The sequence below is a fragment of the Novosphingobium sp. 1529 genome, assembly GCF_040544855.1.
Taxonomy (GTDB): Bacteria; Pseudomonadota; Alphaproteobacteria; order Sphingomonadales; family Sphingomonadaceae; genus Novosphingobium; species Novosphingobium capsulatum.
In genome coordinates this window covers 401399-426603 of the sequence record NZ_JBEPKW010000003.1, presented here as the reverse complement: position 1 = coordinate 426603, position 25205 = coordinate 401399, and the positions used below count along the sequence as shown (strand labels likewise).

18 protein-coding genes are annotated in these 25205 nt (G+C 67.7%); 5 read left to right on the top strand and 13 right to left on the bottom strand.

Annotation, left to right across the window (positions count from 1 at the left end):
- Positions 1 to 22 precede the first annotated feature (22 nt).
- Genes ABIC78_RS09750 through ABIC78_RS09735 form a run of 4 tightly spaced genes read right to left on the bottom strand, consistent with a single transcriptional unit; the run spans position 23 to position 5937 of the window.
- The gene (locus ABIC78_RS09750; protein WP_354489305.1) at positions 23 to 1489 is read right to left on the bottom strand and encodes an aldehyde dehydrogenase family protein; all 1467 of its coding nucleotides are present in this window, start codon (positions 1487 to 1489) and stop codon (positions 23 to 25) included.
- A 7-nt stretch (positions 1490 to 1496) separates the two neighbouring features.
- Positions 1497 to 2381: a helix-turn-helix domain-containing protein gene (locus ABIC78_RS09745; RefSeq protein WP_022676838.1), complete on the bottom strand. Its 885-nt coding sequence runs from the start codon at positions 2379 to 2381 to the stop codon at positions 1497 to 1499.
- 32 nt (positions 2382 to 2413) lie between these two features.
- Positions 2414 to 3652 (bottom strand): cytochrome P450, encoded by a 1239-nt coding sequence (locus tag ABIC78_RS09740; RefSeq protein ID WP_354489303.1) that lies wholly within the window; start codon positions 3650 to 3652, stop codon positions 2414 to 2416.
- Positions 3653 to 3669: 17 nt separating this feature from the next.
- Complete coding sequence (locus ABIC78_RS09735) at positions 3670 to 5937, bottom strand: TonB-dependent receptor (protein WP_054131476.1); 2268 nt, start codon at positions 5935 to 5937, stop codon at positions 3670 to 3672.
- 255 nt (positions 5938 to 6192) lie between these two features.
- Here ABIC78_RS09735 and ABIC78_RS09730 point away from each other — a divergent pair, with 255 nt between their 5' ends.
- A complete protein-coding gene (locus tag ABIC78_RS09730) occupies positions 6193 to 7758 on the top strand; it encodes an AMP-binding protein (protein WP_354489300.1) in 1566 nt (521 codons plus the stop codon).
- On the opposite strand, the gene ABIC78_RS09725 is transcribed toward ABIC78_RS09730, so the two are convergent.
- From ABIC78_RS09725 to ABIC78_RS09705, 5 genes are all read right to left on the bottom strand, one after another.
- Complete coding sequence (locus ABIC78_RS09725) at positions 7755 to 9113, bottom strand: spinster family MFS transporter (RefSeq protein ID WP_354489298.1); 1359 nt, start codon at positions 9111 to 9113, stop codon at positions 7755 to 7757. The genes ABIC78_RS09730 and ABIC78_RS09725 overlap by 4 nt on opposite strands.
- 214 nt (positions 9114 to 9327) lie before the next feature.
- Positions 9328 to 9822 (bottom strand): sarcosine oxidase subunit gamma family protein, encoded by a 495-nt coding sequence (locus ABIC78_RS09720; RefSeq protein ID WP_167542903.1) that lies wholly within the window; start codon positions 9820 to 9822, stop codon positions 9328 to 9330.
- Complete coding sequence (locus ABIC78_RS09715; protein WP_354489296.1) at positions 9815 to 12694, bottom strand: 2Fe-2S iron-sulfur cluster-binding protein; 2880 nt, start codon at positions 12692 to 12694, stop codon at positions 9815 to 9817. The genes ABIC78_RS09720 and ABIC78_RS09715 overlap by 8 nt, the downstream gene beginning before the upstream one ends.
- Entirely contained in the window at positions 12691 to 12954 is a 264-nt protein-coding gene (locus tag ABIC78_RS09710) for a sarcosine oxidase subunit delta (RefSeq protein ID WP_169048445.1), read from the bottom strand. The genes ABIC78_RS09715 and ABIC78_RS09710 overlap by 4 nt, the downstream gene beginning before the upstream one ends.
- Before the next feature lie 15 nt (positions 12955 to 12969).
- Positions 12970 to 14256: a sarcosine oxidase subunit beta family protein gene (locus ABIC78_RS09705; protein WP_354489294.1), complete on the bottom strand. Its 1287-nt coding sequence runs from the start codon at positions 14254 to 14256 to the stop codon at positions 12970 to 12972.
- A 158-nt stretch (positions 14257 to 14414) separates the two neighbouring features.
- Between ABIC78_RS09705 and purU the strand changes: the two genes are divergently transcribed.
- A complete protein-coding gene (purU, locus tag ABIC78_RS09700) occupies positions 14415 to 15302 on the top strand; it encodes a formyltetrahydrofolate deformylase (RefSeq protein WP_169048443.1) in 888 nt (295 codons plus the stop codon).
- A 99-nt stretch (positions 15303 to 15401) separates the two neighbouring features.
- Here the strand turns inward: purU and ABIC78_RS09695 are convergent, their stop codons facing one another.
- The 3 genes from ABIC78_RS09695 to ABIC78_RS09685 all read right to left on the bottom strand — a co-directional run bounded on the left by ABIC78_RS09695 (position 15402) and on the right by ABIC78_RS09685 (position 18839).
- Positions 15402 to 16634 carry an MFS transporter gene (locus ABIC78_RS09695; protein WP_354489291.1) on the bottom strand — a complete coding sequence of 411 codons (1233 nt, stop codon included), beginning with the start codon at positions 16632 to 16634 and terminating at the stop codon, positions 15402 to 15404.
- A 147-nt stretch (positions 16635 to 16781) separates the two neighbouring features.
- A complete protein-coding gene (locus ABIC78_RS09690; RefSeq protein ID WP_354489289.1) occupies positions 16782 to 17726 on the bottom strand; it encodes a LysR family transcriptional regulator in 945 nt (314 codons plus the stop codon).
- Between the two features lie 36 nt (positions 17727 to 17762).
- Positions 17763 to 18839 (bottom strand): class 1 fructose-bisphosphatase, encoded by a 1077-nt coding sequence (locus tag ABIC78_RS09685; RefSeq protein WP_082349994.1) that lies wholly within the window; start codon positions 18837 to 18839, stop codon positions 17763 to 17765.
- Positions 18840 to 19325: 486 nt separating this feature from the next.
- Between ABIC78_RS09685 and ABIC78_RS09680 the strand changes: the two genes are divergently transcribed.
- Positions 19326 to 20498: an acyltransferase family protein gene (locus tag ABIC78_RS09680; protein ID WP_354489287.1), complete on the top strand. Its 1173-nt coding sequence runs from the start codon at positions 19326 to 19328 to the stop codon at positions 20496 to 20498.
- On the opposite strand, the gene ABIC78_RS09675 is transcribed toward ABIC78_RS09680, so the two are convergent.
- A complete protein-coding gene (locus tag ABIC78_RS09675) occupies positions 20495 to 21481 on the bottom strand; it encodes a LacI family DNA-binding transcriptional regulator (protein ID WP_354489285.1) in 987 nt (328 codons plus the stop codon). The two genes, ABIC78_RS09680 and ABIC78_RS09675, sit on opposite strands and share 4 nt — an antisense overlap.
- 162 nt (positions 21482 to 21643) lie before the next feature.
- On the opposite strand from ABIC78_RS09675, the gene ptsP reads away from it, so the two are divergent.
- On the top strand, positions 21644 to 24232 hold the full coding sequence (ptsP, locus tag ABIC78_RS09670; RefSeq protein ID WP_502915669.1) for a phosphoenolpyruvate--protein phosphotransferase: 2589 nt from the start codon (positions 21644 to 21646) through the stop codon (positions 24230 to 24232).
- Complete coding sequence (gene pfkB / locus ABIC78_RS09665) at positions 24232 to 25182, top strand: 1-phosphofructokinase (protein ID WP_171796844.1); 951 nt, start codon at positions 24232 to 24234, stop codon at positions 25180 to 25182. The genes ptsP and pfkB overlap by 1 nt, the downstream gene beginning before the upstream one ends.
- Positions 25183 to 25205: the final 23 nt, after the last annotated feature.

The following is a 25205-nucleotide window of genomic DNA, read 5'->3' as shown; positions in this document are numbered from 1 at the left end:
GGCATCGTCCTTTCGCGGCGCCTTACAGCGCCATGATCACGGATTTGGGTTCGAGATAGGCGTCCAGCACTTCGCTGCCGTTTTCACGGCCGATGCCCGATGCCTTCATCCCGCCGAAGGGAAAGGCGGGATCGGCCACCAGGATGCAGTTGGCAAAGACCGTGCCGGCCTCCAGCCGCGCCGCGGCATGGTGCGCGGTGGCATGGTCGCGCGTCCACACATGCGCGGCCAGGCCATAGGCGCTGTCGTTGGACAGCGCGATCGCCTCGTCCAGGTCGTCGAACGCGGTCACTGCCAAGACCGGGCCAAACACCTCTTCGCGCGCCACCTCGGCATCGGGCGGCACATCGCGCAGCACGGTCGGCGCCAGGAAATGCCCGGTTTCCGGCAGTGTCACGCGGCGTTCCACCGCGGCAATGCCGGCTTCCCGTGCGCGCGCGACAAAGCCGGCCACGCGCGCCTGCTGCCGCGCGCTCACCAGCGGGCCAAGCTGGCTCTCGCGATCGGCGCTCGGCCCCAGGCGCAGCGCGGCGCCCACGTCGGCCAGGCCATCAAGCACCTGGTCATAGATCGAGCGGTGCACATAGGCGCGCGACCCGGCATAGCAGATTTGCCCGCTGTTGAAGAAACAGCCCATCGCCACCTGCGGGATCGCCTTGGCCAGATCAGCGTCGGCACAGACGATGGAAGGAGACTTGCCGCCCAGTTCCAGCGTCACGCGCTTGAAATCGGGCACGCTCGCCGCCAGGATCGCGCCGCCCGCGGCGGTGGAGCCAGTGAACGCCACCTTGGCCACGCCGGGATGGCGCGACAGCGCCGCACCCGTGGCGCCATCGCCGGTCAGCACAGTGAACACACCGGGGGGAAAGCCCACCGCGCGGGCCAGCTCGGCCAGGCGCAGCGCCGACAGCGGGGTTTCCGCCGCCGGCTTGAGGATCAGCGTGCAGCCGGCCGCCAGCGCCGGGGCAATCTTCCACATCGCCAGAACCAGCGGGAAATTCCACGGCGTGATCGCCGCGACCACGCCCACCGGCTCGCGCCGGGTATAGACGTGATAGTCCCCCGGCGTGGCGCTCAAGGTGCCCGCCCGCCCGGCCAGCTTGGATGGCCACCCGGCATAGCAGCGCAGCCAGGCGATGGCCGAGGGGATGTCCACCGTTTCGGCCATGGTCAGCGGCTTGCCGGTATCGAGCGCTTCCAGCGCCGCCAGGCGCGGCAGGTCTGCCTCCATCGCATCGGCCAGGCGGTGCAGCAGCCGCTCGCGCGCCAGCGGGGCCAGGTCGCGCCAGGCCGGCGCCACCAGCGCGGCGCGCGCCGCTGCCACGGCGGCATCAACCGCCGCATCGCCGGCCAATGGCGCTTGCGCCACAGTGGCGCCGGTGCTCGGGTCTTCCACATCGACCGCGCCGGTCGCGGGTAGGATATCGTCTCCCACCCGCAGGCGCAGGTCCGGCAGGGCAAGATCGGCAAAGCCGGGCTGCATCGTCATGAGGCGTTCAATTCCTGGTGCGTTTGCGGAAATCGCTCGGCGCCTCGCCGGTGAACTGGCGAAAGGCGCGGGTGAAATGGCTCTGGCTGGTAAAGCCCAGGCTTTCGGAAATGGCGGCGATGGAAAGATCGCTCTGGTGCAGCATCTGCTGCGCCTTATCCAGGCGGGTCTTCATCACATACTGGTGCGGCGAAAGGCCGGTGGCCTTGCGGAATACGCGGCAGAAATGCGATGGCGTCAGGCCTGCCACGGCCGACATTTCTTCCAGCGAATGCTGCGCCTCGGGTTTTTGCAGGATCGCGTTCATCACATGGTGAATGCGATAGGACGAGAACGAGGAAATCGGGATATCCTGCGCCGTCACCGAATTGGCGCCGCGCAGGATATGCGCCTTGAGCGCATTGACCAGCGCGCCGATATAGACCTCGCGCTCCGCGCTTTGCGGGGCATAGAGTTCGGACAAGACCTGCCGCGTCAACGCCGCGCCCAGCGGATCGGAAAAGGCAAAGCGCATGGTGCGGAACTGGTCGGCCGCCGGCGCGCGCTGCAACTGCTGCGACGACACGCTCAGCGTCACCACGTCGAGTTCGCCATCCACCAGCCAGCCGGTCTGCTGGCCCGATGGCACGATCGTGGCGCAGCCGGGCATCGAGGCATGCTCGCTCCACCCGCCGTTGAGCCAGGTGCGGTTGTGCTGCTGCCCGGCGATATGCATGGTATAGAGCGGCTCGGGCAGCGCGGGCACGGTGTAGGAGCCGACGAACTGGCGCCAGCGGCACAGTTGCCAGCCATCCTCGCGCGAGCCCAGCTGCATGTCGGGCCCCCGCCCCAGCGCATCGGAAATGATCGCCTCGTTGGTGCCCGCCGGATTGAAACGCGGCAATTCCTGCATCCCATCTCTCCCGCCTTGCGGTGCCGCCTGCTTCATCCTGCCACCAGCTTCACGTCCAGGTTCTTGAGCCCGTTGATGAAGTTGGAACGGAACCGGCGCGGGGCCGAAACCAGTTCGAACCCTTTGACCCGCTCCGCCAGCAGGCGAAACGCCACCCGCAATTGCATTTCGGCCAGCCGCGAACCGATGCACACGTGCTGGCCGCTGCCGAATGCCAGATGCTGGATATTTCCGCGCGTGATGTCAAAGGTGTCGGGATCGGCAAACACGCTTTCGTCGCGGTTGGCGGCGGTGTACCACAGCACCACCTTGTCGCCCTTGGCGATGGCCTGGCCGCCCAGCACGGTATCGGCGGTGGCGGTGCGGCGCATGTGCATCACCGGGCTGGCATGGCGCACCATTTCGCGCACCGCCGTGGCCAGGATCGCCGGATCATCGCGCACCATCTGCCATTGCGCAGGATGGGCGGCAAAGTTCACCACAGTGTGGCTCAACGAATTGCGCGTCGTCTCGTTGGCGCCGACCAGCGCCAGGATCATATTGCCCACGAAATCGCGGAACTGCACCGGCTGCCCGTTGATCTCGGCATTGGCGAGCAGCGTCGCCAGATCGGCGCCGGGCTGGTGGCGCCGCGTGTCGAACAGCGTCTGCATCAGGGCAAAGAAACTGCCGAGTACTTGCGCCATCTGCTCCGGGCTCTGGCGGAACTCGGGGTCATCCTCGCCGACAAAGGCGTTGGTCCAGTCATAAAGATCATGCCAGCCGATCTCGGGCGGCAGATCGAACAGCTCGCACAGCGTCATCAGCGGCAGGGGCGCCGACAGCGCCTGGACCAGGTCCACCGGCTTACCCAGCGGGATGGCATCAAGCAGGGCGCGGCAGCGTTCGGTAATGCGCTCCTCGATCCCGGCCAGGCGGCCCGGCGCCACGGCGGGCATCATGAACTTGCGATACTGCGTGTGCACCGGCGGATCGATCGAGATGAAGGGAACGCCGATCGCGCTCTCCCCGGCCCCGGTCAGCCCCACCTCGTTTTCGTTGAAAATGCGGTGGCCGCCATTGGCATAGGCCGAGGAATAGAGCAGCGGCTGGCGCGATACCTCGACGATATCGGCATAGCGCAAGACCGCCCAGAACCCCGGCCCGTCCGCTTCCGCATTCCAATAGACCGGCTCATCCGCGCGCACCTGGGCAAACAGGTCGTGCGGCACCCCGGCCACATAGAGATCGGGGTTCTTGAAATCGGGCCGGGTGCTGGTCGCCGTGGTCATGGCCGGGGTATCCTGCATCAGAACGTTACCCTGGCGCTGGCGCCGAACGTGCGCGGGGCCGATTGCACCAGGAAGTTGTAGGGGAAGCCCGCGCCGCGCAGATCGAGCCCATAGGCATAGGTGCGGGCGTTGAAGGCATTCTTGATCCACGCCCGCAGTTGCAGGTTGGCGTGCTGCCAGGTGATCTGGCCGTTCACCTTGGCATTGGCGTCCTGCTGCAATTCGGCGTTGTTCTGCGCCGTGCCGGCGGCATTGGTCAGGTTGAACGGCGTGAAATACTGGTGCCCGGCATAGGCCACGTTGGGCGACAGCGTCACGCGATCGGGCCCATTGTCGAGCAGCACGATATCGGCGCCCAGTTGCGCGGTTACGTGCGGGGCAAACGGCAGGTCGTTGCCGGCCAGGTTGGTGCCCTGGAGCGTCAGTTCCTTGTACGTGGCATGCAGCAGGCCCACCGACCCGTTGATCGAAAAGCGCGTGCTCGGCGTCCAGGTAAACTCGCCTTCCGCGCCATAGATTTCCGACTTGGGCGCATTGACCAGGATCGAAACCGGGCCGGGGCGCGTGTCCTGCAACTGCTGGTTGGAATAGTCATAATAGAATGCCGCGGTCGAGAACGACAGCGTGCGGTCAAACAGCCTGCCTTTCAGCCCCACTTCATAGGCGTTGACCGTCTCGGGCTTGACGAAGTTGATCCCCGCCGAAGAGGTATAGGAACCGCCGTTGAACGCGCCGGAGCGATAGCCGCGGTTATAGCTGACATAGCCGAGCAGCCCGCTGTCCCACTTGTAGCTGAGCGCGGCGCGGCCGGTGAAGGCGTTGTTGTTGCCATCAAGGTTGTAGCGCGCGTTGGGATCATAGGCGCAGGTGCCCGGCCCGGTTGCGCACGGCACGGTCGTGGCCAGCGGCGTTTCCCCCGCGCCAAATCCGCCGGCAAAGAGATAGGCATAGCCATCGCGATAGCGCGCCTTGTCCGAAGTATAGCGCCCGCCGAGCGTCAGCGTGAGGTTGCGCGTCAGGCTGTAATCGCCCTGGGTGAACCCGGCGATGGAAAAGCGGCTCTGGCGGAAGTGCTGGAAAAAGCCGCCGTTCACCCCCGGCGCCAGCGCGCTGCCGATGTTGAAATCGTTGTCGGTGATCGTGCGGTCCCAGCCATAGAACACGCCCGCCACCAGCTTGAGCTTGTCAGACGAATAGTTGATGCGCGCTTCTTCGGCGAACTGGCGGAAATTGGATTTCCAGTTGATGAAGAGAATATCGGCCGGGGCGCCATCGGCATTCTGCCCCATGTCCAGGCTGCCGCCATCGTATGACGTGATCGAGGTAAGCGTGACGGCGGGCGAGAGTTCATAGGAAACGTTGGCGGCCACGCCCCAGGCGCGGGTGCGGAAATCCCCCAGGTTCTTTTCGTTCACCTCGAAGAAGCCCAGCCCGGTGCGGGCCGATTGCAGGCCGATCGTGCCTGCCCCAGTGGGATTGTCGCGCCCGGCATAGGCACGGATCTTGATGTCGAGGCCCGAACCGGTCGGCTTGATGCGCAGGGCGACGCGGCCTTGCAGGGTGTCCTGGCTCATCGCATCGCGGCCGCCGGGATAGACATTGTGGATCTGCCCGTCCCCCTTCACGTAGTTGACGGCCGCGCGCAGGCCCACCTGGTCATCGGCCAGGGTGGTTTCGGCCGCGCCCTGCGCGGTAAAGGTGTTGAAGTTGCCATAGCCCACTTCGGCATAGCCATTGCTGCCCGAAAGCGAGGGCGCGCGGGTGATGAAGTTGATCGCCCCGCCGGTGGTGTTGCGGCCAAACAGCGTGCCCTGCGGCCCGCGCAGCACTTCCACCCGATCGAGATCGAACAGGCCCATGCCATGGCTGGCGCGCGCGGCGAGATAGACGTCGTCCATATACACGCCAACCGGCGAAACCTGGTTGGAATTGTATTCGTTGGCCACCGAAATGCCGCGCATCGAGAAATTGGGCTGCGCCGCGCCGAAATTGGTGCTGACCTGCAGATTGGGCACGGCCTGGGCGAGGTTGGCCGAATTGGTCACGCCCTTGGCCACCAGGCCCTGCGCCGAAACCGCCGAAATCGCCAGCGGCACGTCCATCACCGATTGCGCGCGGCGCTGCGCCGTCACCACGATTTCGCCAACGGCCGGCGCCGGCGTGGGTGCAGCATCCTGCGCGGCGGGGGCATCCTGGGCCAGCGCGACGCGCGGCGCGGCGGTGGCGGCGGCCAGCGCGGCAAGGCTGGCCAAGACGTGAAACTGCGCGCGGGCAGATGCCTTCATGATTCCTCTCCTCCCGTCCTGCTTGGGCCGGGTCATTCTTGTTGTTGGCGTGAAGACAGCGGCACCATGCCAGTGCCGGGGCCGCCGTCCTCATTTGCCTGTTCTAGCCGCGCGGCGCGGCACTGGCTTTAGTCGTGGTTGTCGCCGATTTGTGCATTTCCTGCTCTGCGCTTGCCTGATCGCGCGTGGAGCGGCTTGGCGGTGGCAACGGCCAGGGCAGCGACCCCGGCACCCGTCATGGAAGAGGAATCACCGGTGTTTCACCCCCGCGCCCACGCCCAGACCAGCCCCGACAAGGCCGCCTGCATCTTTGCCGATGCCACGGCCGGCCAGCCGCCCGTGCTGACCTATGCTGCACTCGAGGCTGCAGCAAACCAGGGCGCGCAGGCGCTGCGCCGGCTGGGCCTGGCGCGCGGCGACGTGATCGCGGTCATGCTGCACAACACGGCCGAGGTGTTCACCATCGGCTGGGCGGCAGAGCGCAGCGGGCTTTATCTTACCAGCATCTCCACCCGGCTCAGCCCGGCAGACGCAGCCTATATCGTGGCCGACAGCGGCGCCAAGCTGCTGGTCGTGGCCGATGCCTTGGCCCCGCTGGCAGCGCAGGTGGCGCAGTTGCTCGCCGCGCAGGGCACGGCGGTTACCGTGCTGCTGACCGGCGCGGGTGGCAATGGCCTGCCCGGCTGGGCGCCACTGGCCGCGGCCATGCCCGCTGCCCCGGTGGGCGATGAAAGCCCGGGCGCCGACATGCTCTATTCCTCGGGCACCACGGGGCGGCCCAAGGGGGTGAAGCCAGTGCTGCCCGATGGCCCGCTGGGCGATCCCACGCCACTGGTGAACATGGGCCATGCGCTTTATGGCATGGCGGCCGACACCGTCTATCTCTCCACCTCGCCGCTCTATCACGCCGCGCCGCTGCGCTGGGCGATGACGATCCACCGCCTCGGCGGCACCGTGGTGGTGATGGACAAGTTCGATGCCCTGGCCGCGCTCGCCCTGGTGGAGCGCTGGCGCGTGACCCATGGCACCTGGGTGCCCACCCATTTCGTGCGCCTGCTCAAACTCGATCCGGCGCAGCGCGCGCAGCCCGATCTGTCATCGCTGCGCGCGGCGATCCATGCCGGGGCGCCCTGCCCGGTGACGGTCAAGCAGGCCATGATCGATTGGTGGGGGCCAATCGTGCACGAATACTATTCGGGCACCGAAACCTGCGGGATCACCGCGCTAAGCGCCGCCGAATGGCTCAGCCATCCCGGATCAGTGGGCCGCGCCGTGCTGGGCGAAGTGCATATCCTTGACGATGATGGCCACGAACTGCCCATCGGCACGCCGGGCAATGTCTATTTCGCCAATGGCCCGGCCTTTGCCTATCACAACGATCCGGCCAAGACCGCCGCCGCGCTCTCGCCCCAGGGCTGGGCGACGCTGGGCGATATCGGCTATCTCGATGCCGATGGGTTCCTCTATCTGACCGATCGCAAGCATTTCATGATCATCTCGGGCGGGGTCAACATCTACCCGCAAGAGATCGAAAACCTGCTGATCGGCCATGATGCCGTGGCCGACGTCGCCGTGGTCGGCGCGCCAGATGCCGATCTGGGCGAAGTGGCCGTCGCCGTGATCCAGCCAGCGCCGGGCGTGGTGGCCGACGATGCCCTGGCCGCCAGCATCACCGCCTTTGCCCGCGCCGGTCTGGGCGCGATCAAGACGCCCAAGCGCATCCTGTTTCGCGACACTCTCCCGCGCGAACCCACCGGCAAGCTGAGGAAAGCCAGCCTGATCGCCGAATTGCGCGCCGCCGCGCCGCCAAACCCGCGTTAGGCGGCGTGGTCGCCGGCGGTGGCGCGCGCCTGTTCAGCCAGGATATTGCGCGTCGCGGCCCAGTAATGCCACGCGGCCCAAAGGCCGGTGGGGGCCAGGATCAGTAGCGCAATGCGCAGTGATGCGGCATCGGCACCATGGCCACCGGCCATATGATCGCTGACCAGGCCGACGAACTGCGGCGCGATCACCAGGTTGGCGATATTGGCCATGAGCAGCGTGAGCGCGCAGGCCGTGGCGCGCATCTGCGCCGGCACCACGTTCTGCAACAGCCCGAACGAGGGGCCGATGTAGAAATACATCGCCGGCACGAACAGCCACAGGCACAGCTTGGCCACGCCCAGATCATGCGTCCAGAAGATGAAGAACGATGGCACGGTGATCACCGCCACCACCACCGCCATCAGGATCAGCACGCGGCGCGGATCGGCCATGGCCTTGCTGGCCATCAGCACGGCCGTGGCCACGGTTGCCAGGCTGCCGGCGATCAAGTGCATCGGCCCCAGGATCTCTCCCGCCTGGCCCGCCGTCAGGCCATAGGCGCGCTGCAGATAGGTGGGCGTCCACCACATCAGGCCCCAGCCCCACAGCGCCGTCATCGCGCCGCCCATCATCAGGTGCATGGTGGCGCGCTGGCGCAGCAGGAATGCCAGCGCGCGCCACAAGGGCAGGCGCGGCGCGGCAGGTGCGGCATCGGCTGCACGCGGCGCATCCATCGCTCCGCGACGCGGTTCGCGCACGGTCAGGAAAATCAGCGCCGCCAGCACCACGCCCGGCACGCCCAGCGCCAGGAACGCGTGGCGCCAGCCATAGAGATCGGCCACGCGCCCGGCCACGTCTGCCCCGATCCACGCCCCCAGGCACGAACCCAGGGCATAGACGGTCAACGCAGCCGGTCGCTGCGCGGGCCGGAAATAGTCTGCCAGCATCGAGGTGGATGGCGGGGTGCCACCGCTTTCGCCGATGCCCACGCCAATGCGCGCCAGCAGCATCTGCCCGAACGTGGAGGAAAGCCCGGTCAGGATGGTCAGGCCCGACCACAGCAGCAGCGCGCCGGAAATGATGTTGCGCCGGTTGAACCGGTCGGCCAGCGCCGACACCGGAATGCCGATCGTCACATAGAACAGCGCCAGCGCCACGCCGGTGAGCAGGGCCACGCCCGAATCGGTCAGCTTGAGATCGAGCCGGATCGATTCCATCACCGTGGTGATGACATAGCGATCGGCAATGTTCATCGCATAGACCAGCGACAGCAGCACCAGCACATACCATTGCCGGGCCGATGCCACAGGCGCAGACCCGCGCGCACCCGTCACGGGCGGAACCGGGGCCAGCATTGCCTCACCATCGCGCATTGTCTTTTCTCCCCGGCCACTGGCTCTGTTCTCGTTCGCCCAGCATGGCAAAACCCGAATTTATCGCAATTCCGTCACCCCGGGCTTGACCCGGGGTCCCGCTTTCTTGCCTTCTCGCAGGAACAGGCAGCGGGATCCCGGGTCAAGCCCGGGATGACGAGATCAATGCGATACAATCCAGTCTCTTGTGCCTAATCCTTTCACCTTCGCAGGGTCATGCCGGCGTATCTACCCTTGCCGCCACCTCGCGCCAGCGCGCGATCAGGCCATCGGCGAGGCTCGCCGGCACCAGCGCGTCGCAGCGATCGGGCGCCACCACGTTGAGGCGCACCGCCACATGCGCGATCACCGTGGCGGCCGTGCAGCCCGGCGCAAACGCGGGATTTTCGGCATCGAACACGCCATCGTGCATCAGCAGGCCGCGCCAGGCGGCACCCACCAGCCGCACCCGCACCAACCCGCCGCCAATCGGCGTCACTGCGCCATGATCCGCCACGGCCGCGTCCAGCGCGGCGCGGTCGATAGCGGCGCCTTCCACCAGCCACACCGTGGGTTCAAAACGCATGGCGCGCCGCTGATCATCGCCGGCGCTGCGCCCGGCCGGCGGCAGGGCAAAGCCCAGCGCCTGCGCGACCGCAGGCGCACCAGCAGTATCCCACAGCTCCAGCGCCAGCACATCGGCGGCATCGTGAACCGAAAGCTCAATCACGATAACGCGCCCCTTCACGGTCATAGAACACCGGATCACACACCCGCACCGGCACGCTCAGGTTTCGCGTGGCCGACCAGGCGAGCAGTTCCTGCCCATGGCGGGCCCTGCCATCGGTCAACAGCGCCAGGCCGATCCAGCCCTCGCCCGCCACGCGCGGCGCGGCGGTGGTGACATGGCCCAGCGGTTCCTGCCCTTCCTGCGTCACCAGCATGGCGCCTTCGGGCAGGGCCTGCCCGCCGATCACCGTCAGGCCCACCAGCTGGCGCCGCCCGCTGGCCGTGGCGATCGCCGGGCGCTGCTGCCCCTGCCAGCCAACAAAGCCACCGCTCTTGCGCAGCATGCCGCCGAGGCCAATGTCCTGCGCGCTGACGCGGCCATCCACTTCGGCGCCGATCACCACGTGGCCCTTTTCTACGCGCAAGTGGTCCATGGCATCGAGGCCATAGGCGCCGCCACCGGCCGCCACCGCCGCGCCGTGCAGCGCATCCCACACCGCGCGCAGCTGGTGTCCGGGGGCATAGACCTCGAACGCGCGCTCCCCGCTATAGCTTGCCGCCAGGATCAGCACGTCCACCCCGGCCAGCACCGCGCGGGTGCAGCGCATGTGCGCGGGCGCTTCCGCACCGGTCAGCCCGGCCAGCACGCGCGCCGCTTGTGGCCCGGCCAGCGCCACCGCGCCCAGATGCTCCTGCACGTTGACCACGCTTGCTTTCAGTTGCGGCGCAATCACGTTGCGCAACCACGACAGGTGCTGCGCCATGCGGTCTGCCCCGCCGGTCGAACTGGTCAGGAGATAGCGCTGCTCGGCCACGCGCCAGGCGGTGCCATCGTCCATCACCAGCCCATCTTCGCGCAGCATCACGGTATAGCGCCCGCGCCCCACCCCCAGGCGGCCGATCGTGGTGGCGCAAGCCATTTCTAGCAGCGCGGCGGCATCCGGGCCGCTCACCTCGAACGTGGCCAGCGTGGAAACATCCACTATGCCAACGCTGTGCCGCACCATGCGCGCCTCGCGCAGCGATGCCACGCCCAGGCTTTCCCCGGCGCGCGGATAGCTGCGCGGGCGAAACCAATAGCCCACCGGCTGCCACGCCGCGCCCAGATCATCGTGCGCCTGGCGCAGGCGCAGGCGCCGGACTAGCCCGGCATGCTCGCCGACCGCCGCCCCGGCAAACGCGCCCAGCGTGGTGGGGGTATAGGGCGGGCGAAACGTGGTTAGCCCGGCCTGGGGAATATCCACGCCCTGCGCCTGCGCCAGCCGGGCCAGCGCGGCCATGTTGCCGGTCTTGCCCTGGTCGGTTCCCATGCCCAGCGTGGTATAGCGCTTGAGATGCTCGACCGAGCGATAGCCTTCGCGCCAGGCAAGATCGATATCGCTGAGGGTCACATCGTTCTGGAAATCGACAAAGGCCTTGCCGCGCGCGGCCTGCGGCACCTCGGCCGCGCTGGCCGGCGTGCCCATGCCCAGCGGATCGTCCACGGCAAAGCCGCGCGGCGCGGCGCCGCTGCCCGCGGCCCAGCCCTGCGCCAGGATCGCGGCCAGGTCGTGCCCGCCTGCCGCCGCGCCGATGCTGGCCTGCGCCTGCCGCGCGGTGCCGGGCACAAAGGCTTGGGCCGCCGCGTCCCACGCCAGGTCGCCCCCGGCCTGCTTGTGCAGATGCGCCACGGGGGTGAACCCGCCCGACATCGCCAGCAGATCGGCCGCCAGGCGCTGCTCGCCGCCGCCCACTTGCGCGATCACCGTGGCCAGCCGCCGGCCCCGCGCGCGGGTATCGATCGGCCGGGCATCGCTCAGCACGGCAAAACGGCCGCGCGCCTGATCGACGATGGCACTGTCAGGCGCGGGGCGGCTGTCGAGCACGGCCACCACCTGCGCCCCGGCATCGGCCAGGGCAAAGGCGGTGCGATAGCCATCGTCGTTGCTGGTTGCCACAACCGCGCGGCGCCCCGGCACCACGCCATGGCGCCGCACATAGGCGCGCACTGCCTGCGCCAGCATCACGCCCGGCCGATCGTTGCCGCCAAAGGCGAGCGGCCGCTCGATCGCGCCGGTGGCCAGCAAGACCTTGCCGCAGCGCACTTTCCACAGGCACTGCACCGGCGCAGCAGCCGCCGGCACCTGCCCCGGCTCGGCCAGGCGCTGCACCACCGAAACCAGGTTGCCATCCCAATAGCCGGTTGCCGTGGCGCGCAGCAGCACGCGCCCGCCGCCCGCGCGAATCTGCGTCACGGCCTGCGCGGCCCAGTCGCTGCCCGCCACGCCATCGATCCGCACATCCTCACGCAGCAGCGCCCCGCCGGGCAGGCTGTCCTGCTCCACCAGCATCACGCGCTGGCCCGCCTGCGTCGCGGCCAGCGCGGCAGCCAGGCCCGCTGGCCCGGCGCCCACCACCAGCACGTCGCAAAACGCGGCGCGGTGGTCAAAACGGTCGGGATCAGCCTGGGCCGGCGCCGGGCCCAGGCCAGCGGCCTTGCGGATGAACCGCTCATAGACCATCCAGCGGCGCGGCGGCCCGAAAAAGGTCTTGTAGTAAAAGCCTGCCGGGATCAGCCGCGACGCCAGGCCATTGATCGCGCCCACGTCAAACGCCAGGCTGGGCCAGACATTCTGGCTGCGCGCCACCAGGCCATCATACACAAACACGTCGGTGGCGCGGGTATTGGGTTCCGCCCGCCCGCCCTCCCCCACGGTGACCAGCGCCGATGGCTCTTCCACCCCGGCCGCCATGATCCCGCGCGGGCGGTGATACTTGAAACTGCGCGCCACCACGGCAACGCCGTTGTCGAGCAGCGCCGCCGCCAGGGTCTGCCCCGGCCGCGCGGCATAGGTCTTGCCGTCGAACGTGAACGTCAGCGCATCGCCGCTCATGGCAGCACCGCCGGGCCCAGCGGGCGCACCGCCACGATGGCGTGGGTCATGCGGTGGCGGCGCAGTTCCAGCCAGCCACGGCAACCCAGGGTGTGGCGCCAGATTTCGTCCTCCTCGCCGCGCGGATTGGCGCGGGCATAGAGCGTGGCCATCGCCGCGGCCGGCGTGGCATCGAGCGGCACCACGCTGTCGCGCGTGCGCTCATAGGTAAACTCTTCCTGCGCGCGCGGCCCGCAATGGGGGCAATCGATCAGCATCATGGCCTGGTCTCCCCCTTATCTGTGCTGCGGCATCGGGCCAACGCCCGCTTCGTCGATGGTGCGCCCCTGGGCAAAGCGCGCCAGGTCGAACGGCGCGGCAATCGGGTGCGGCTGGCCGGTGGCGAGGTGGTGGGCATAGAGATGCCCCGATCCCGGCGTCGCCTTGAACCCGCCATAGCACCAGCCACCGTTGATATAGAGGTTGCGCAGCGGCAGGTCGCCGATGATCGGCGAGCCGTCAAAGCTCATGTCCGTCACGCCCGACCAGCAGCGCACCATCCGCAACCGGCTGAGCGCGGGCACGAGGGCAATCGCCTGGGCGATCGCATCTTCCAGCCGCACCGGCTGGCCGCGCTGGGCATAGCTGGGAAAGCCATCGGGATCGCCGCCCGCCACGATCCCGCCCTTGTCGGATTGCGAGATATAGCAATGCAGCGATTGCGACATGATCACCGTGTCGATCATCGGCTTGACCGGCTCGGTGACATAGGCCTGCAGCGTGTGGCTTTCGATCGGAAGACGCAGCCCGGCAAGGCCTGCGACATGGCCGCTGTTGCCCGCCACGCAGATTGCCACCTTGCCCGCCGCGATTGCGCCGCGCGTGGTCTCGATGCCGATCACGCGGTCGCCCTCGCGAACGAAGCCGGTCACCTCGCAATTCTCGATCACGTCCACGCCCAGGTTGTCGGCCGCGCGGGCATAGCCCCAGGCTACGGCATCGTGCCGCGCAGTGCCGCCGCGATGCTGGATCATCCCCCCCTGAATCGGCCAGCGCGCATGGGGGGAAAAATCGAGCAGCGGCACCAGGCGGCGCACCGCGTCCACGTCCATCAGCTCGGCATCGATGCCCATCGCCCGCAAGCTATCGCCGCGTTCGGCCAGACGCGTCATGTCGGCATCGGAATGGCCCAGGAACAGCGCACCGCGCGGCGAGAACATGACGTTGTAGTTCAGTTCGTCAGACAGGCCTTCCCACAGCTTGAGCGAATGCTCGAGCAGACGCTGCAGCGGGGCCTGGCGATAGTTGGACCGCACGATCGTGGTGTTGCGGCCGGTGTTGCCGCCGCCGATCCAGCCTTTTTCCACCACCGCCACATTGCGGATGCCGTGCTGGCTCGCCAGGTAATAGGCCGTGGCCAGGCCGTGCGCGCCGCCGCCGATGATCACCACGTCATAACTCGCGCGTGGCTCTGCGGCGCGCCAGGCGCGGCCCCAGTGGCGATGGCCGCCCAGCGCGCCACGCAGCAAGGCCAGCGCGGAATAGCGGCCCTGTGGCCAGCGGGTTGATCGGGTTCCTGTCACGCCATCATGGGTAAGTGGCGCAGGGCGATCCCGTCGCGTCTAAAAATGTCATCCCCATGGCCGAAAATGTGATTTGCCAAAAACGCGCGGCGACCGGCCTTTGCAGGGCGTGAAAGCGCGGGCGGCACACGGCCGGCCCGCCGGGGGGAATGCAAAGCATGACCGGAATTGTTGATCCGGGGGCGCTGGCTATGCCAGGTCAGGTCCTCTTGCTGCGCTGCGCCGATCAGCGCGGCATCGTCGCGGCGGTGGCCGGCTTCCTGGCGGAACAGGGGGCCACGATCACCGAATCCAATCATTTCAACAACGGCACCAAGGGCCAGTTCGCCATGCGCACCGCGTTTGCCGGCGATGGCGCGCCGCTGCCCGATGTGGCCACGCTGCGCCAGCGCTTTGCCCCGATCGCCGATCGCTTTGCCATGGATTGGTCGCTGCACGACATGGCCCAACGCCCGCGCCTGCTGCTGGCGGTATCGAAATTCGGGCACTGCCTGTTCGATCTGCTGCATCGCTGGCGCGCCGGGCTGCTGCCGGTCGATATCGTCGGCGTGGTGTCCAACCATGATGACATGCGCAGCTTTGTCGAGTGGAGCGGCCTGCCCTATCATCACCTGCCGACCAAGCCCCATGGCAAGGCCGCGCAGGAAGCCCGCTTTGCCGCGCTGATCGACGAGACGCAGCCCGATCTGGTGGTGCTGGCGCGCTACATGCAGATCCTCTCGCCCATGCTCTGCGCCAAGGTGGCAGGGCGCTGTATCAACATCCACCACAGCTTCCTGCCCAGCTTCAAGGGCGCCAAGCCCTATCACCAGGCGCACGAGCGAGGGGTGAAGATCATCGGCGCCACCGCCCACTATGTCACGACCGACCTCGATGAAGGCCCGATCATCGAGCAGGACGTGCGCCGCGTCAGCCATGTCCATGCGCCCGACACGCTGGTGGCGCTGGGCCGTGACGTGGAGTGCCAGGTGTTGGCTCGCGCGGTGTCGTGGCATATCGAGCGGCGCGTGATGGTCGATGGCAACAAGACCATCGTGTTTGGCTGAACCGCATTATTGTGCAGTGCAGCATTTTTACAGATTTCCCCGGAGAAACCACAAGGTTTCCCCGGGGAAATCACATATACATCTGTAATTATTATTGTTTTACGCTTCCTGCGGGCGCCGTGCCAGCCAGTTGACCAGCCCCGCGCCCAGGCCCAGCGACAGGCCCAGCACGCTCACCCCGGTCCAGGCCGCGCCGTGCCAGGCCAGTGCCGCCAGGGCAGAGCCAGCCGCACCCAGCAGGAACATGCCGCCCATGAACAGCGTGTTGAGCCGCGCGCGGGCGCCCTGGTCCAGCGCATAGACGATATGCTGGTGCGAGATCAGCGCGCTTTGCACCGCGAGGTCGAGCACCACACAGGCCAGCGCCAGGCCAACCACGCCTGAGAACGTCATGGCGATGATCCAGGCCACCACCATCAGCGCCACGCCCACCACGATCGTGGCATGGGGCCCGCGCCGGTCGGCAACATGCCCGGCCATGGGCGCTGCAAGAATGCCCACGGCGCCGATCACGCCAAACAGCCCGGCCACGCCCGCGCCCTGGCCCACTTGCGCCAGGCGCAGGGCAAGAATGCTCCAGAACGCGCTGAACGCGGCAAACAGCAGGCCTTGCGTCAGCGTCGCCAGGCGCAGCGCGCGGTGGCGGCGCCACAGGTGCCACAGCGAGGCGAGGAGCTGGGCATAGCGCGGCCCTTCGCCGTGGTGGTCACCCTTGGCGCGCGAAGTGGGCAGCATCGCCCGCAGGATCGCCGCGGCGATCAGCGCGAGCGGCACGCCCAGCCAGAACATCGCACGCCAGCCGGCATGTTCGGCGACGAAGCCAGCCAAGGTGCGGCTGAGCAGGATGCCGCACAGCAACCCGGCCATGACCTTGCCGATCACCGCACCGCTGCGCTCGGCCGGGGCCAGATGCGCGGCAAAGGGCACGATCTGCTGCGCCACGGTGGCCAGCGCGCCGAGCACGAGCGAGGCGCCGAGCAGCAGCGCGGGCGTGGGCGCGACGGCGGCGAGCACCAGTGCCACCGACAGCAGCAGGAATTGCAGCACGATCAGCCCGCGCCGCTCGACCCGGTCGCCCAATGGCACCAACAGGAACAGCCCCAGGGCATAGCCCAACTGCGTGACCGTGGGCACCAGCGCGGTCAGCCCGCTGGGCATGCTGGTTTCGATCAGGCCGAGCATCGGCTGGTTGTAATAGATATTGGCGACGGCGAGGCCAGTGGTGGCGGCCATCGCCAGGATAAGGCCGTTGCCCAGAACCGGGCGTGGCGTTTGCGCCGATGGCTGAGACGCCTGGCGCGCGGGCGCGCCGGCAAGGATGGTGTCCGACATGATCAGGGCTCTCGTGCATGGGCAGGCCGGGGGGAAACGGTTGCTGCCGGGCTTGGTTGCACCCCCTATGCACCATTGGCCGGCAAATGATAATCTGCCCCAAGTGGCACGCACTATTGCATTTCACGCAATGATGCCGGGCAAAACTCAGCCCGGCAGGCACCGCTCCCAATAGGGCGGTGCGCCAAAGCTTTCCGCCAGGAAATCAACCAGCAGGCGCACCTTGGCCATGCCGCGCCGATCGGGCAGGTAAAGCGCGTGGATGCCCGGATCGCCCGGCGGCGGCGCACCGGGACGGGCAATGTCGCCGTGCCACTCGGCCAGCACCGCGCGCAGCCGCCCCTGCGTCACGTCTTCACCCACCAGCCAGGTGGGCAAGAGCGCCAGCCCCGCCCCAGCCAGCGCGGTTTCGCGGATCGTATCGGCGTGGTTGGTGCGCAGTGGCCCGGCCACGCGCACCCATTCGTGCTGGCCATCGCGCGTCATGCGCCAGCGCCGCTCGCCATCGGCAAAGGCAAAGGTCAGGCAGGCATGATCGGCCAGATCCTGCGGCACCTGGGGCGTGCCATGCGCGGCAAGATAGGCCGGGCTGGCGCAGACCAGGCGGCGTTGCGGCGCGAGCCGCCGCGCCACCAGGCTGGAGGAATCGAGCGCGCCCAGCCGCACAGCCACGTCTATGCGCTGCGTCGCCAGATCGAGCGGGGTGTCGGTCACCACCACGTCGAGCGTGATATCGGGGTGCGCCGCCATGAACGCGGGCAGGATCGGCGTAACATGGAGCCGGGCAAAGCTGACCGGCAGGCTCACCCGCAACAGCCCGCGCGCCGCGCCCGGCCCCTCGCGCACGGTGCGGTTGGCCTCGGCCAGGGTATCGAGGATGGCGCGGGCGCGCGGGTAATAGGCCTCGCCCGCCTCGGTCAGGCTGACCTGGCGGGTGGTGCGGGTCAACAGCCGGGTGCCCAGCGCCGCTTCCAGCGCATCGACATGGCGGGTGAACGATGACGTGGCCTGCCCCGCGCGCCGCGCCGCCGGGGCAAAGCCACCCTCGTCCACCACCGCCACAAAGGCGTGGAGCGCGGCGAACATATCCATGGCTCCGGCCCCCGCCGCCGCGCGCGCGCCCGGCGCTTAGCCCTGCGGCTCGCTGGCGGCGGCCACTTCTTCCGGGTCGCCCAGGATTACGCCGACGCGTTCGTGCAGGCCGGTGGGCACCAGATCGAGAATGCGTGCGTGGCCATTGCTCGATGCGCCGCCCGCCTGTTCGATCAGCATGCTCATCGGGTTGGCTTCATAGAGCAGGCGCAGGCGTGCGCTGCCGCCCTTGCGGTGATCGGCCGGGTAGAGGAAAATCCCGCCGCGCTTGATGATGCGGTGCACGTCGGCCACCATCGAGGCCGGCCAGCGCATGTTGTAATCCACGCCCAGCGGGCCTTCGCTGCCCTGAATGCGCTCTTCGATATAGCGCGCCACGTGCGGCGACCACTGGCGGCGGCGCGCCATGTTGACGGCGAATTCGCGGTTGCCGCGCGGCATCTGCATCGGCCCGTCGGTCATCCGCCACGAACCGATCTCGCGGTCGAGCGTGAATTCATAGACGCCCGTGCCCACGGTCAGCACCAGCAGCGTCTGCGGGCCATAGATGGCATAGCCGGCGGCCACCTGGCTGGTGCCGGGTTGCAGGAAATCGGCCTCGGCCACGTCGCGCCCGGCGCAGGCCTCGGGCGCGCGCAGCACCGAAAAGATCGTGCCGACCGACAGGTTCACGTCGATATTGCTCGACCCGTCGATGGGATCGAACACCAGCAGGTATTCGCCCTTGGGGAAGCGGCCCGGAATGGGATGCAGCGATTCCATTTCTTCCGATGCCATCGCGGCCAGCTGCCCGCCCCATTCGTTGGCATCGAGCAGCAGGTCGTTGGCGATCACGTCCAGCTTCTTCTGCACTTCGCCCTGGACGTTTTCGCTGCCCAGCGAACCCAGCACATCGCCCAGCGCGCCCTTGGAAATGGCAAAGTTGATTGCCTTGCAGGCGCGCGCCACGGTTTCCAGCAACAGGCGCAACTGCGGCGGACAGGGTGAATCCGGCCGCCGCTGCTGCTCGATCAGAAAGCGGGTGAGCGTGACCGGCTGCCCCGATTGCGGATTGGGCGCCGGCGCAGCGGGTGCGGCGGGGGCGCTGTCGATCACGGGGGTCTGGGTGCTCATCGGGCGAATCTCTCCTGCCTGGGCCCGGCCTGGCCGGGCGATGCGGCCCTCTCTAGGCCAAGTCTTGTGCAAATGCGAAGACGAAAGGGCATGATTTGCGCCCAGCGGGACTGCCTGCCCCCTGCGGCGTGTGCGGCCAAGCGCACGTTGCGGGAGGCGAAGCGCCGGCAAGGCCGGCAAAAACGCATGACCTCGGTATTAAAAAATCGTCATGCGCTTGGAATTATGCCGCCCACATCAGCAACATTGCTGAATATTTCCAAAACAACATGAACTTTTTTACAGGTTTCCGCCGCACATCTTGTGACCGTCATCGGCTTTGACTTATAAAACTGCTATATCGGAATGATTTTAAAAAATAATAATCAGCAATTCTGAACGCCATATGGGCCTTTATTTGCATGTTTTGCAAATGGCCCTGCCGCAATCTCGCCCAACAGGGCCGAGACGCGACTGATCCCTGCCCCCTTTCAGGATCGCTAGACCATGGCACAAGAGCCAATCTCGAACGTCGCCATCAGCAGCAAGCCCTCGCCCCATCGTTTCGAAGCGATCGACAGCCTGCGCGGCTTCGCCGCACTGTCAGTGGCGCTGCATCACCTGCAAGTGGGCAGCCACATCTATTTCTGGCACTATGTGCGCAATTCGTTCCTGTTCGTGGAATTCTTTTTCGTCTTGAGCGGCTTCGTCATCGCCTGCGCCTATCAGGACAAGATCCATAACCGGCAAGACTTCAAGATTTTCGCGATCAAGCGCATTGCCCGGGTCTGGCCACTCCATCTCGTCATGCTGGCCGCGTTCCTCTGCGCGGAAACCACGCTCTATATTCTCTCGCACAAGATCGCGCTGCCCCTGGCCCGCCCGCCGTTCAGCGAAAATCGCACACTGTCGGGCGTTCCAGCCAACTTCTTCCTGCTCAACGGCTTCCTGCCGATTCCCGGATCGGAATGGAACGGGCCGAGCTGGAGCATCAGCGTCGAGCTGGTCAGCTATGTCCTGTTCGCGCTGATCCCGCTCCTGGCCAAGCGGCACGTGCGGCTGTGCCAGTTTGCTGCCATCGCGCTTGGGCTTGCCTGGCTGATCCATGCCGATGGCGAACCGGGCTTCTATGCGTTTCTACCGCGCTGCATCTATTCGTTCTTCATCGGCGTGGCGCTGTGGAACTATCGTGGCACGTTCTCGGGCATTCCGGCCACGCCGTTCCAGATCGTCGCCATCGCGGCGGCCTTTGCCATGCTCACTTTCGGCGCGGGCTATGGCCTGTTCATGGTGGGGCCGATCGTGTTCCTGTTCGTGATCGCGGCTGTATCGTTCGAAGATGGCGCGGTTGCCAAGCTCCTCAAAAAGCCGTTCTGCCTGTTCCTCGGCCGCACCTCCTATTCGATCTACATGGTGCATTTCTTCATCGCCTTCGTCGTCGCCAACGTGCTGAAAGTCGTGGCCAAGCTGCTGCACTCGCCCGCCGTGGTGCCCGGCACTGATCTGGCCACGATCAAGCAATCGCCGTTCATCATGGATGGCGTGACGGTGCTCTACCTCTTCGTCATCGTGACCGTGGCACGCTATGCCTATCGCCTGGTCGAGCGTCCGGGGATGGAGTTGGGCGCGCGCCTCGCTAGCCGGGTGCGCCGTCCTTCTCGCGAGGTTGTCGTGGTCTAACCTCGCGCCACCAACTTGCCCGCCAGCACCACCTTGCGGGTGGGCGCTTGCGGATTGTCCAGCCGGTCGAGCAGCATGGCCGTGGCGGTGCGGCCGATTTCCTCCACCGGCTGCTCGATCACGCTGATCCCGCCCGCGCCACTGGCGCCCTGGCCCACGAAATCCATCCAGTCGTTGTTGTCAAACCCGGCCAGCGCCATGTCGTTGGGCACCGACAGGCCCCGCGCGCGCAGGGTGCGCAGCACGTTGAGCAGCATGACCCCGTTGCTCGCCACCACGGCATCGGGACGCTGCGGGCCAGACAGCAGGCCGGCCAGGGCGCGCTCGGCCTCGCCGGCGCTGTGGGGCACGGCGATCGCCTGCGTCTCCAGCCCCAGGGCCTTGGCCGCGCGCTCGAACCCGGCGCGGCGTTCCAGGCCGGTTGTGCTCATCGCGCCGAACAGGCCGGCGATGCGGCGATGGCCCTGGGCGTGGAGATGCTCCACCAGCACGGCGGCCATGCGTTCGTTGTCGAGCAGCACGCAATCGAGATCGGCGCCGGGAATGGCGCGGTCGATCAGGACCACCGGGCGCTCTCCCCCCGGCCATTCGGTGCGCGCCACGCGCTGGCGCGAAGGCGCCAGGATCACGCCGGCGGCGCGTTCCTGGTGCATGAGGTCAAGGTACATCGCCTCTTTCGCGGGGTCTTCATCGGTGTTGCACAAGATCACCTGCATGCCGCGCGCCGCCGCCACGGTTTCCACGCTGCGCGAAACGGCGGTGAAAAACGGGTTGCGGATATCAGCCACGATCAGGCCGATCACGTTGGAATGCCGCGAGCGCAGCCGCCGTGCCGCCAGGTTGGGACGATAGCCGGTGCTTTTCACCGCATCGAGCACGCGCGCCTGCATGGCGGCATCCACCGCCTTGCCCGCCAGCACCCGCGAAACCGTGGCCGCCGAAACGCCGGCCACCCGCGCTACATCCTTGATCCCCACTGCCATCAGAAAACGTTCTCTCCAAACCCCCGGCCTTGCAGCCTGTTTTCGTGGCAAGCATGGCCCCAATCCGCCCATTTACGCAAGCCTCTTGACAAAATTCATGAGAAAACGTTTTCTCAATGCACAGCGGCGGCCCAAGCTCGCCGACCAATGGCCCCAGGAGAGATGCGCGAAATGCAGCCCAACCCCGCGATTTTGCCCGAAGATGCGCCACATGGCGCAGCCGCTGGCGATGCCGTTCTGGTGCGCATCGCCGCCACGGCCAACGGCAAGGAAGACGCGATTCGCCAGGCCGGGCAGATGCTGGTGGCAGCCGGATGCGTGGCGCCGGGCTATGAAGACAGCATGGTCCGCCGCGAGGACGTGGCCAACACCTTCCTTGGCGCAGGCGTGGCGATCCCGCATGGCCTGGGCGAAGACAAGGGCCTGGTGCGGCGCGACGGCATCGCCGTGCTGCAACTGCGCGACGGGGTGGAATGGAACCCCGGGCAGACCGCGCAGCTGGTGGTGGGCATTGCCGCCAGTTCCGACAGCCATATCGCCATCCTGCGCCGGCTGACCCGCCTGATCCAGGACGAGGCACGCCTGGCCGCGCTGATCGCCAGCGATGATCCCCATGCCATTGCCCGCGCCCTGGGCGAAGATGGCGCCGCCCCGACATCCGCAGCGCCAGTGGCCGATCTGGCCCACAGCGCGCAGTGGACGGTGGACTATCCCGCAGGCCTCCACGCCCGCCCCGCTTCTGCCTGGATGGATGCGGCACGCGCCGCGCCCGCCGCGCTGCGCGTCCGCCACGGCAATGACAGCGCCGATCCCAAAAGCCTGGTCTCGCTGCTGCAGCTGGGCCTCAAGCAGGGGGATACGATCACCGTGTCGGCTGATGGCCCGCAGGGCCGCGCCGCCGTGGACCAGTTCCTGGCCGTGGCCCGCCGCCTGACCGCGCGGGAAAAGGAAGACGCGGCCCGCGCCGCCGCCAAGGTCGCCGCCGCTGCCGCGCAGAATGGTGGCAAGGGCTGGCAACCGGAAACGCCGCTGGCCATGCTGGCGGGCGTGGCGGCCAGCCCGGGCCTGGCGATCGGCCGCGTCCATGTAGTTGCCGCCGCCGAACTCACGGTGCCGGACGAACCAGTGGATCTGGGCCGAGGCGGCGCCATGCTGGACGAGGCACTGCGCCGCACCCGCGCGCAGATGACCGCGCTGATCGACGATACCACGCGCCGCCTGGGCGCGGGCGATGCGGCGATCTTCAAGGCGCAGGCCGACCTGCTCGATGATACCGACCTGATCACGCTGACCTGCCAGCTCATGGTCGAGGGCCATGGCGTGGCGTGGTCGTGGCACCAGGCTGTCAGCCGCATTGCCGGGCAGCTTTCCGCGCTGGGCAATCCTGTGCTCGCCGCGCGCGCGGCAGACCTGCACGATGTGGGCCGCCGCGTGCTGGCCGCGATCGATCCGGCGCTGGCGGCGGGATCGCTCGAAACCCTGCCCGATGGCCCAGATGCGGCGCCTTGCGTGCTGCTGGCGGGCGATCTTTCGCCGTCCGACACCGCCACGCTCGATCCCGCCAAAGTGGCGGGCATCGCCACGGCGCTGGGCGGCCCCACCTCGCACAGCGCGATCCTGGCGCGCACCCTGGGTCTGCCTTCGGTCGTGGCGCTGGGCAATGACCTGCTGGCACTGGGCGCCGGGGCCACGGTGATCGTCGATGGCGATGCCGGCCGCGTCTGGCTCGATCCCACGCCGGCAGACATCGCCAGCGCGCAAGGGTGGATCGATCGCATCGCCGCCCGCCGCCGCGCCCAAGAGGCCGAACGCAGCCGCCCGGCGATCACCACCGATGGGCACCAGGTGGCCATCGCCGCCAACGTCAACCGCCCGGATTCCGTGGCCTTTGCCCTGGCCGAAGGCGCCGAGGGCGTCGGCCTGATGCGCACCGAATTCCTGTTCCTGGAGCGCGGCGACACGCCGAGCGAGGACGAACAGGAAGCGATCTATCGCGCCATGATCACCGCGCTGGGTGATGGGCCGGACGGCAACCGCCCGCTGATCGTGCGTGCGCTGGATATCGGCGGAGACAAGCAGGTGCCACATCTGGACCTGCCGACCGAGGAAAATCCGTTCCTGGGCGTGCGCGGCGCGCGGTTGCTGCTGCGCCGGCCCGACCTGCTCGATCCGCAGCTGCGCGCGCTCTATCGCGCGGCCAAGCAGGGCGGCGATCTGTCGATCATGTTCCCGATGATCACCTCTACCTGGGAATTGCAGCGGCTGCGCGCCCGCTGCGAGGAAATCCGCGCCGAGCTCAATGCGCCTGCCGTACCGATTGGCATCATGATCGAAGTGCCGGCGGCCGCGGTGCAGGCAGCAGCGCTGGCCGAACATGCCGATTTCTTTTCGATCGGCACCAATGACCTCACGCAATATACTCTCGCGATCGATCGCCAGAACCCCGACCTTGCCGCCGAGGCTGACAGCCTGCACCCGGCGGTTCTGCGCCTGATCGCCCTGACGGTGGAAGGCGCGGCCACCCACGGCCGCTGGGTGGGCGTGTGCGGTGGCCTCGCCGGCGATCCGTTCGGCGCCGCGCTACTCACTGGCCTGGGGGTGAGCGAACTGTCGATGACCCCGCGTGACATTCCCGCCGTCAAGGCGCGGCTACGCGGCGCCAGCCTGGCTGATCTGCAAGACCTGGCGCGCCGCGCGCTGGCCCAACCCGGCGCCGCGCAAGTGCGCGCGCTCGACGCAGGAGCGGCCTGATGCGCGTTCATACCCTCACGCTCAATCCCGCGATCGACGAGACGATCACGCTCGATCGCCTGGTGCCCGGCCAGGTCCACCGCGCCCGTGGCGTGCGCCAGAATGCCGGGGGCAAAGGCATCAACGTGGCCAGCTGCCTGGCCGATTGGCGTACCCCGGTTTCCGCCCATGGCCTGCTCGGCCGCGACAATGCCGCCCCGTTCGAGGCGCTGTTTGCCGCCAAGCCGATCACCGATGCCATGGTGCGGGTGGATGGCGCCACGCGCGTCAACCTCAAGCTGGTCGATGCCGACGATACCACCGACATCAACCTTGATGGCCTGGCGGTCACCGATGAAACCCTTGCCACCGTGCTCGATGGGCTGACGGCCATGGCCGCGCCGGGAGACATGGTGGTTCTGGCGGGCAGTCTCCCCCCCGGCTGCCCGCCAGCGTGCTATGCCACGCTGGTGGCGCGGCTGCGCGCACAGGGCGTGCACGTGCTGCTCGATGCCAGTGGTGATCCGCTGGCGCGCGCGCTGGCCGCGCCCGTGCTGCCTCAGGTGATCAAGCCGAACCGCGATGAACTGGCCGCCTGGGCCGGAGAGGCACTGCCCGATTGCACCGCCGTGCTCGCTGCGGCGCGGGCGCTGCATGCGCGCGGGGTGGAACAGGTGGTGGTGTCGATGGGCAGCCAGGGCGCACTGTTCGTGACCGGCGATGGCGCGGTCCATGCCCAGCTTGCCCTGCCCCCGCTGGGACCGCTGGGCGTGGCCAGCACGGTGGGTGCGGGCGATGCCATGGTGGCAGGCCTCGCCGCCGCGCATGTCGCCGGGCTGGGCCTGGCGGAAACCGCACGGCTCGCCACTGCCTTTGCCGTGGCCAAGCTGGGCATGGCCGGGCCGAACCTGCCGGAAAAGGCCAGCGTGATGGCGCTGGCGCAAGACGTGATCATCGGCCCGCGTCCGTAACGCGCGGCTGCAACAGAAATGAC

Coding starts and splice junctions, on each gene's coding strand:
- ABIC78_RS09715 (WP_354489296.1), bottom strand. CDS start 12,694: ATGAGCGGCGATGCGCTGACGTTCACGTTCGACGGCAAGACCTATGCC.
- ABIC78_RS09735 (WP_054131476.1), bottom strand. CDS start 5,937: ATGAAGGCATCTGCCCGCGCGCAGTTTCACGTCTTGGCCAGCCTTGCC.
- ABIC78_RS09750 (WP_354489305.1), bottom strand. CDS start 1,489: ATGACGATGCAGCCCGGCTTTGCCGATCTTGCCCTGCCGGACCTGCGC.
- ABIC78_RS09685 (WP_082349994.1), bottom strand. CDS start 18,839: ATGAGCACCCAGACCCCCGTGATCGACAGCGCCCCCGCCGCACCCGCT.
- ABIC78_RS09740 (WP_354489303.1), bottom strand. CDS start 3,652: ATGACCACGGCGACCAGCACCCGGCCCGATTTCAAGAACCCCGATCTC.
- pfkB (WP_171796844.1), top strand. CDS start 24,232: ATGCGCGTTCATACCCTCACGCTCAATCCCGCGATCGACGAGACGATC.
- purU (WP_169048443.1), top strand. CDS start 14,415: ATGACCGGAATTGTTGATCCGGGGGCGCTGGCTATGCCAGGTCAGGTC.
- ptsP (WP_502915669.1), top strand. CDS start 21,644: ATGCGCGAAATGCAGCCCAACCCCGCGATTTTGCCCGAAGATGCGCCA.
- ABIC78_RS09690 (WP_354489289.1), bottom strand. CDS start 17,726: ATGGATATGTTCGCCGCGCTCCACGCCTTTGTGGCGGTGGTGGACGAG.
- ABIC78_RS09725 (WP_354489298.1), bottom strand. CDS start 9,113: ATGCGCGATGGTGAGGCAATGCTGGCCCCGGTTCCGCCCGTGACGGGT.
- ABIC78_RS09680 (WP_354489287.1), top strand. CDS start 19,326: ATGGCACAAGAGCCAATCTCGAACGTCGCCATCAGCAGCAAGCCCTCG.
- ABIC78_RS09710 (WP_169048445.1), bottom strand. CDS start 12,954: ATGATGCTGATCGATTGCCCCCATTGCGGGCCGCGCGCGCAGGAAGAG.
- ABIC78_RS09675 (WP_354489285.1), bottom strand. CDS start 21,481: ATGGCAGTGGGGATCAAGGATGTAGCGCGGGTGGCCGGCGTTTCGGCG.
- ABIC78_RS09745 (WP_022676838.1), bottom strand. CDS start 2,381: ATGCAGGAATTGCCGCGTTTCAATCCGGCGGGCACCAACGAGGCGATC.
- ABIC78_RS09695 (WP_354489291.1), bottom strand. CDS start 16,634: ATGTCGGACACCATCCTTGCCGGCGCGCCCGCGCGCCAGGCGTCTCAG.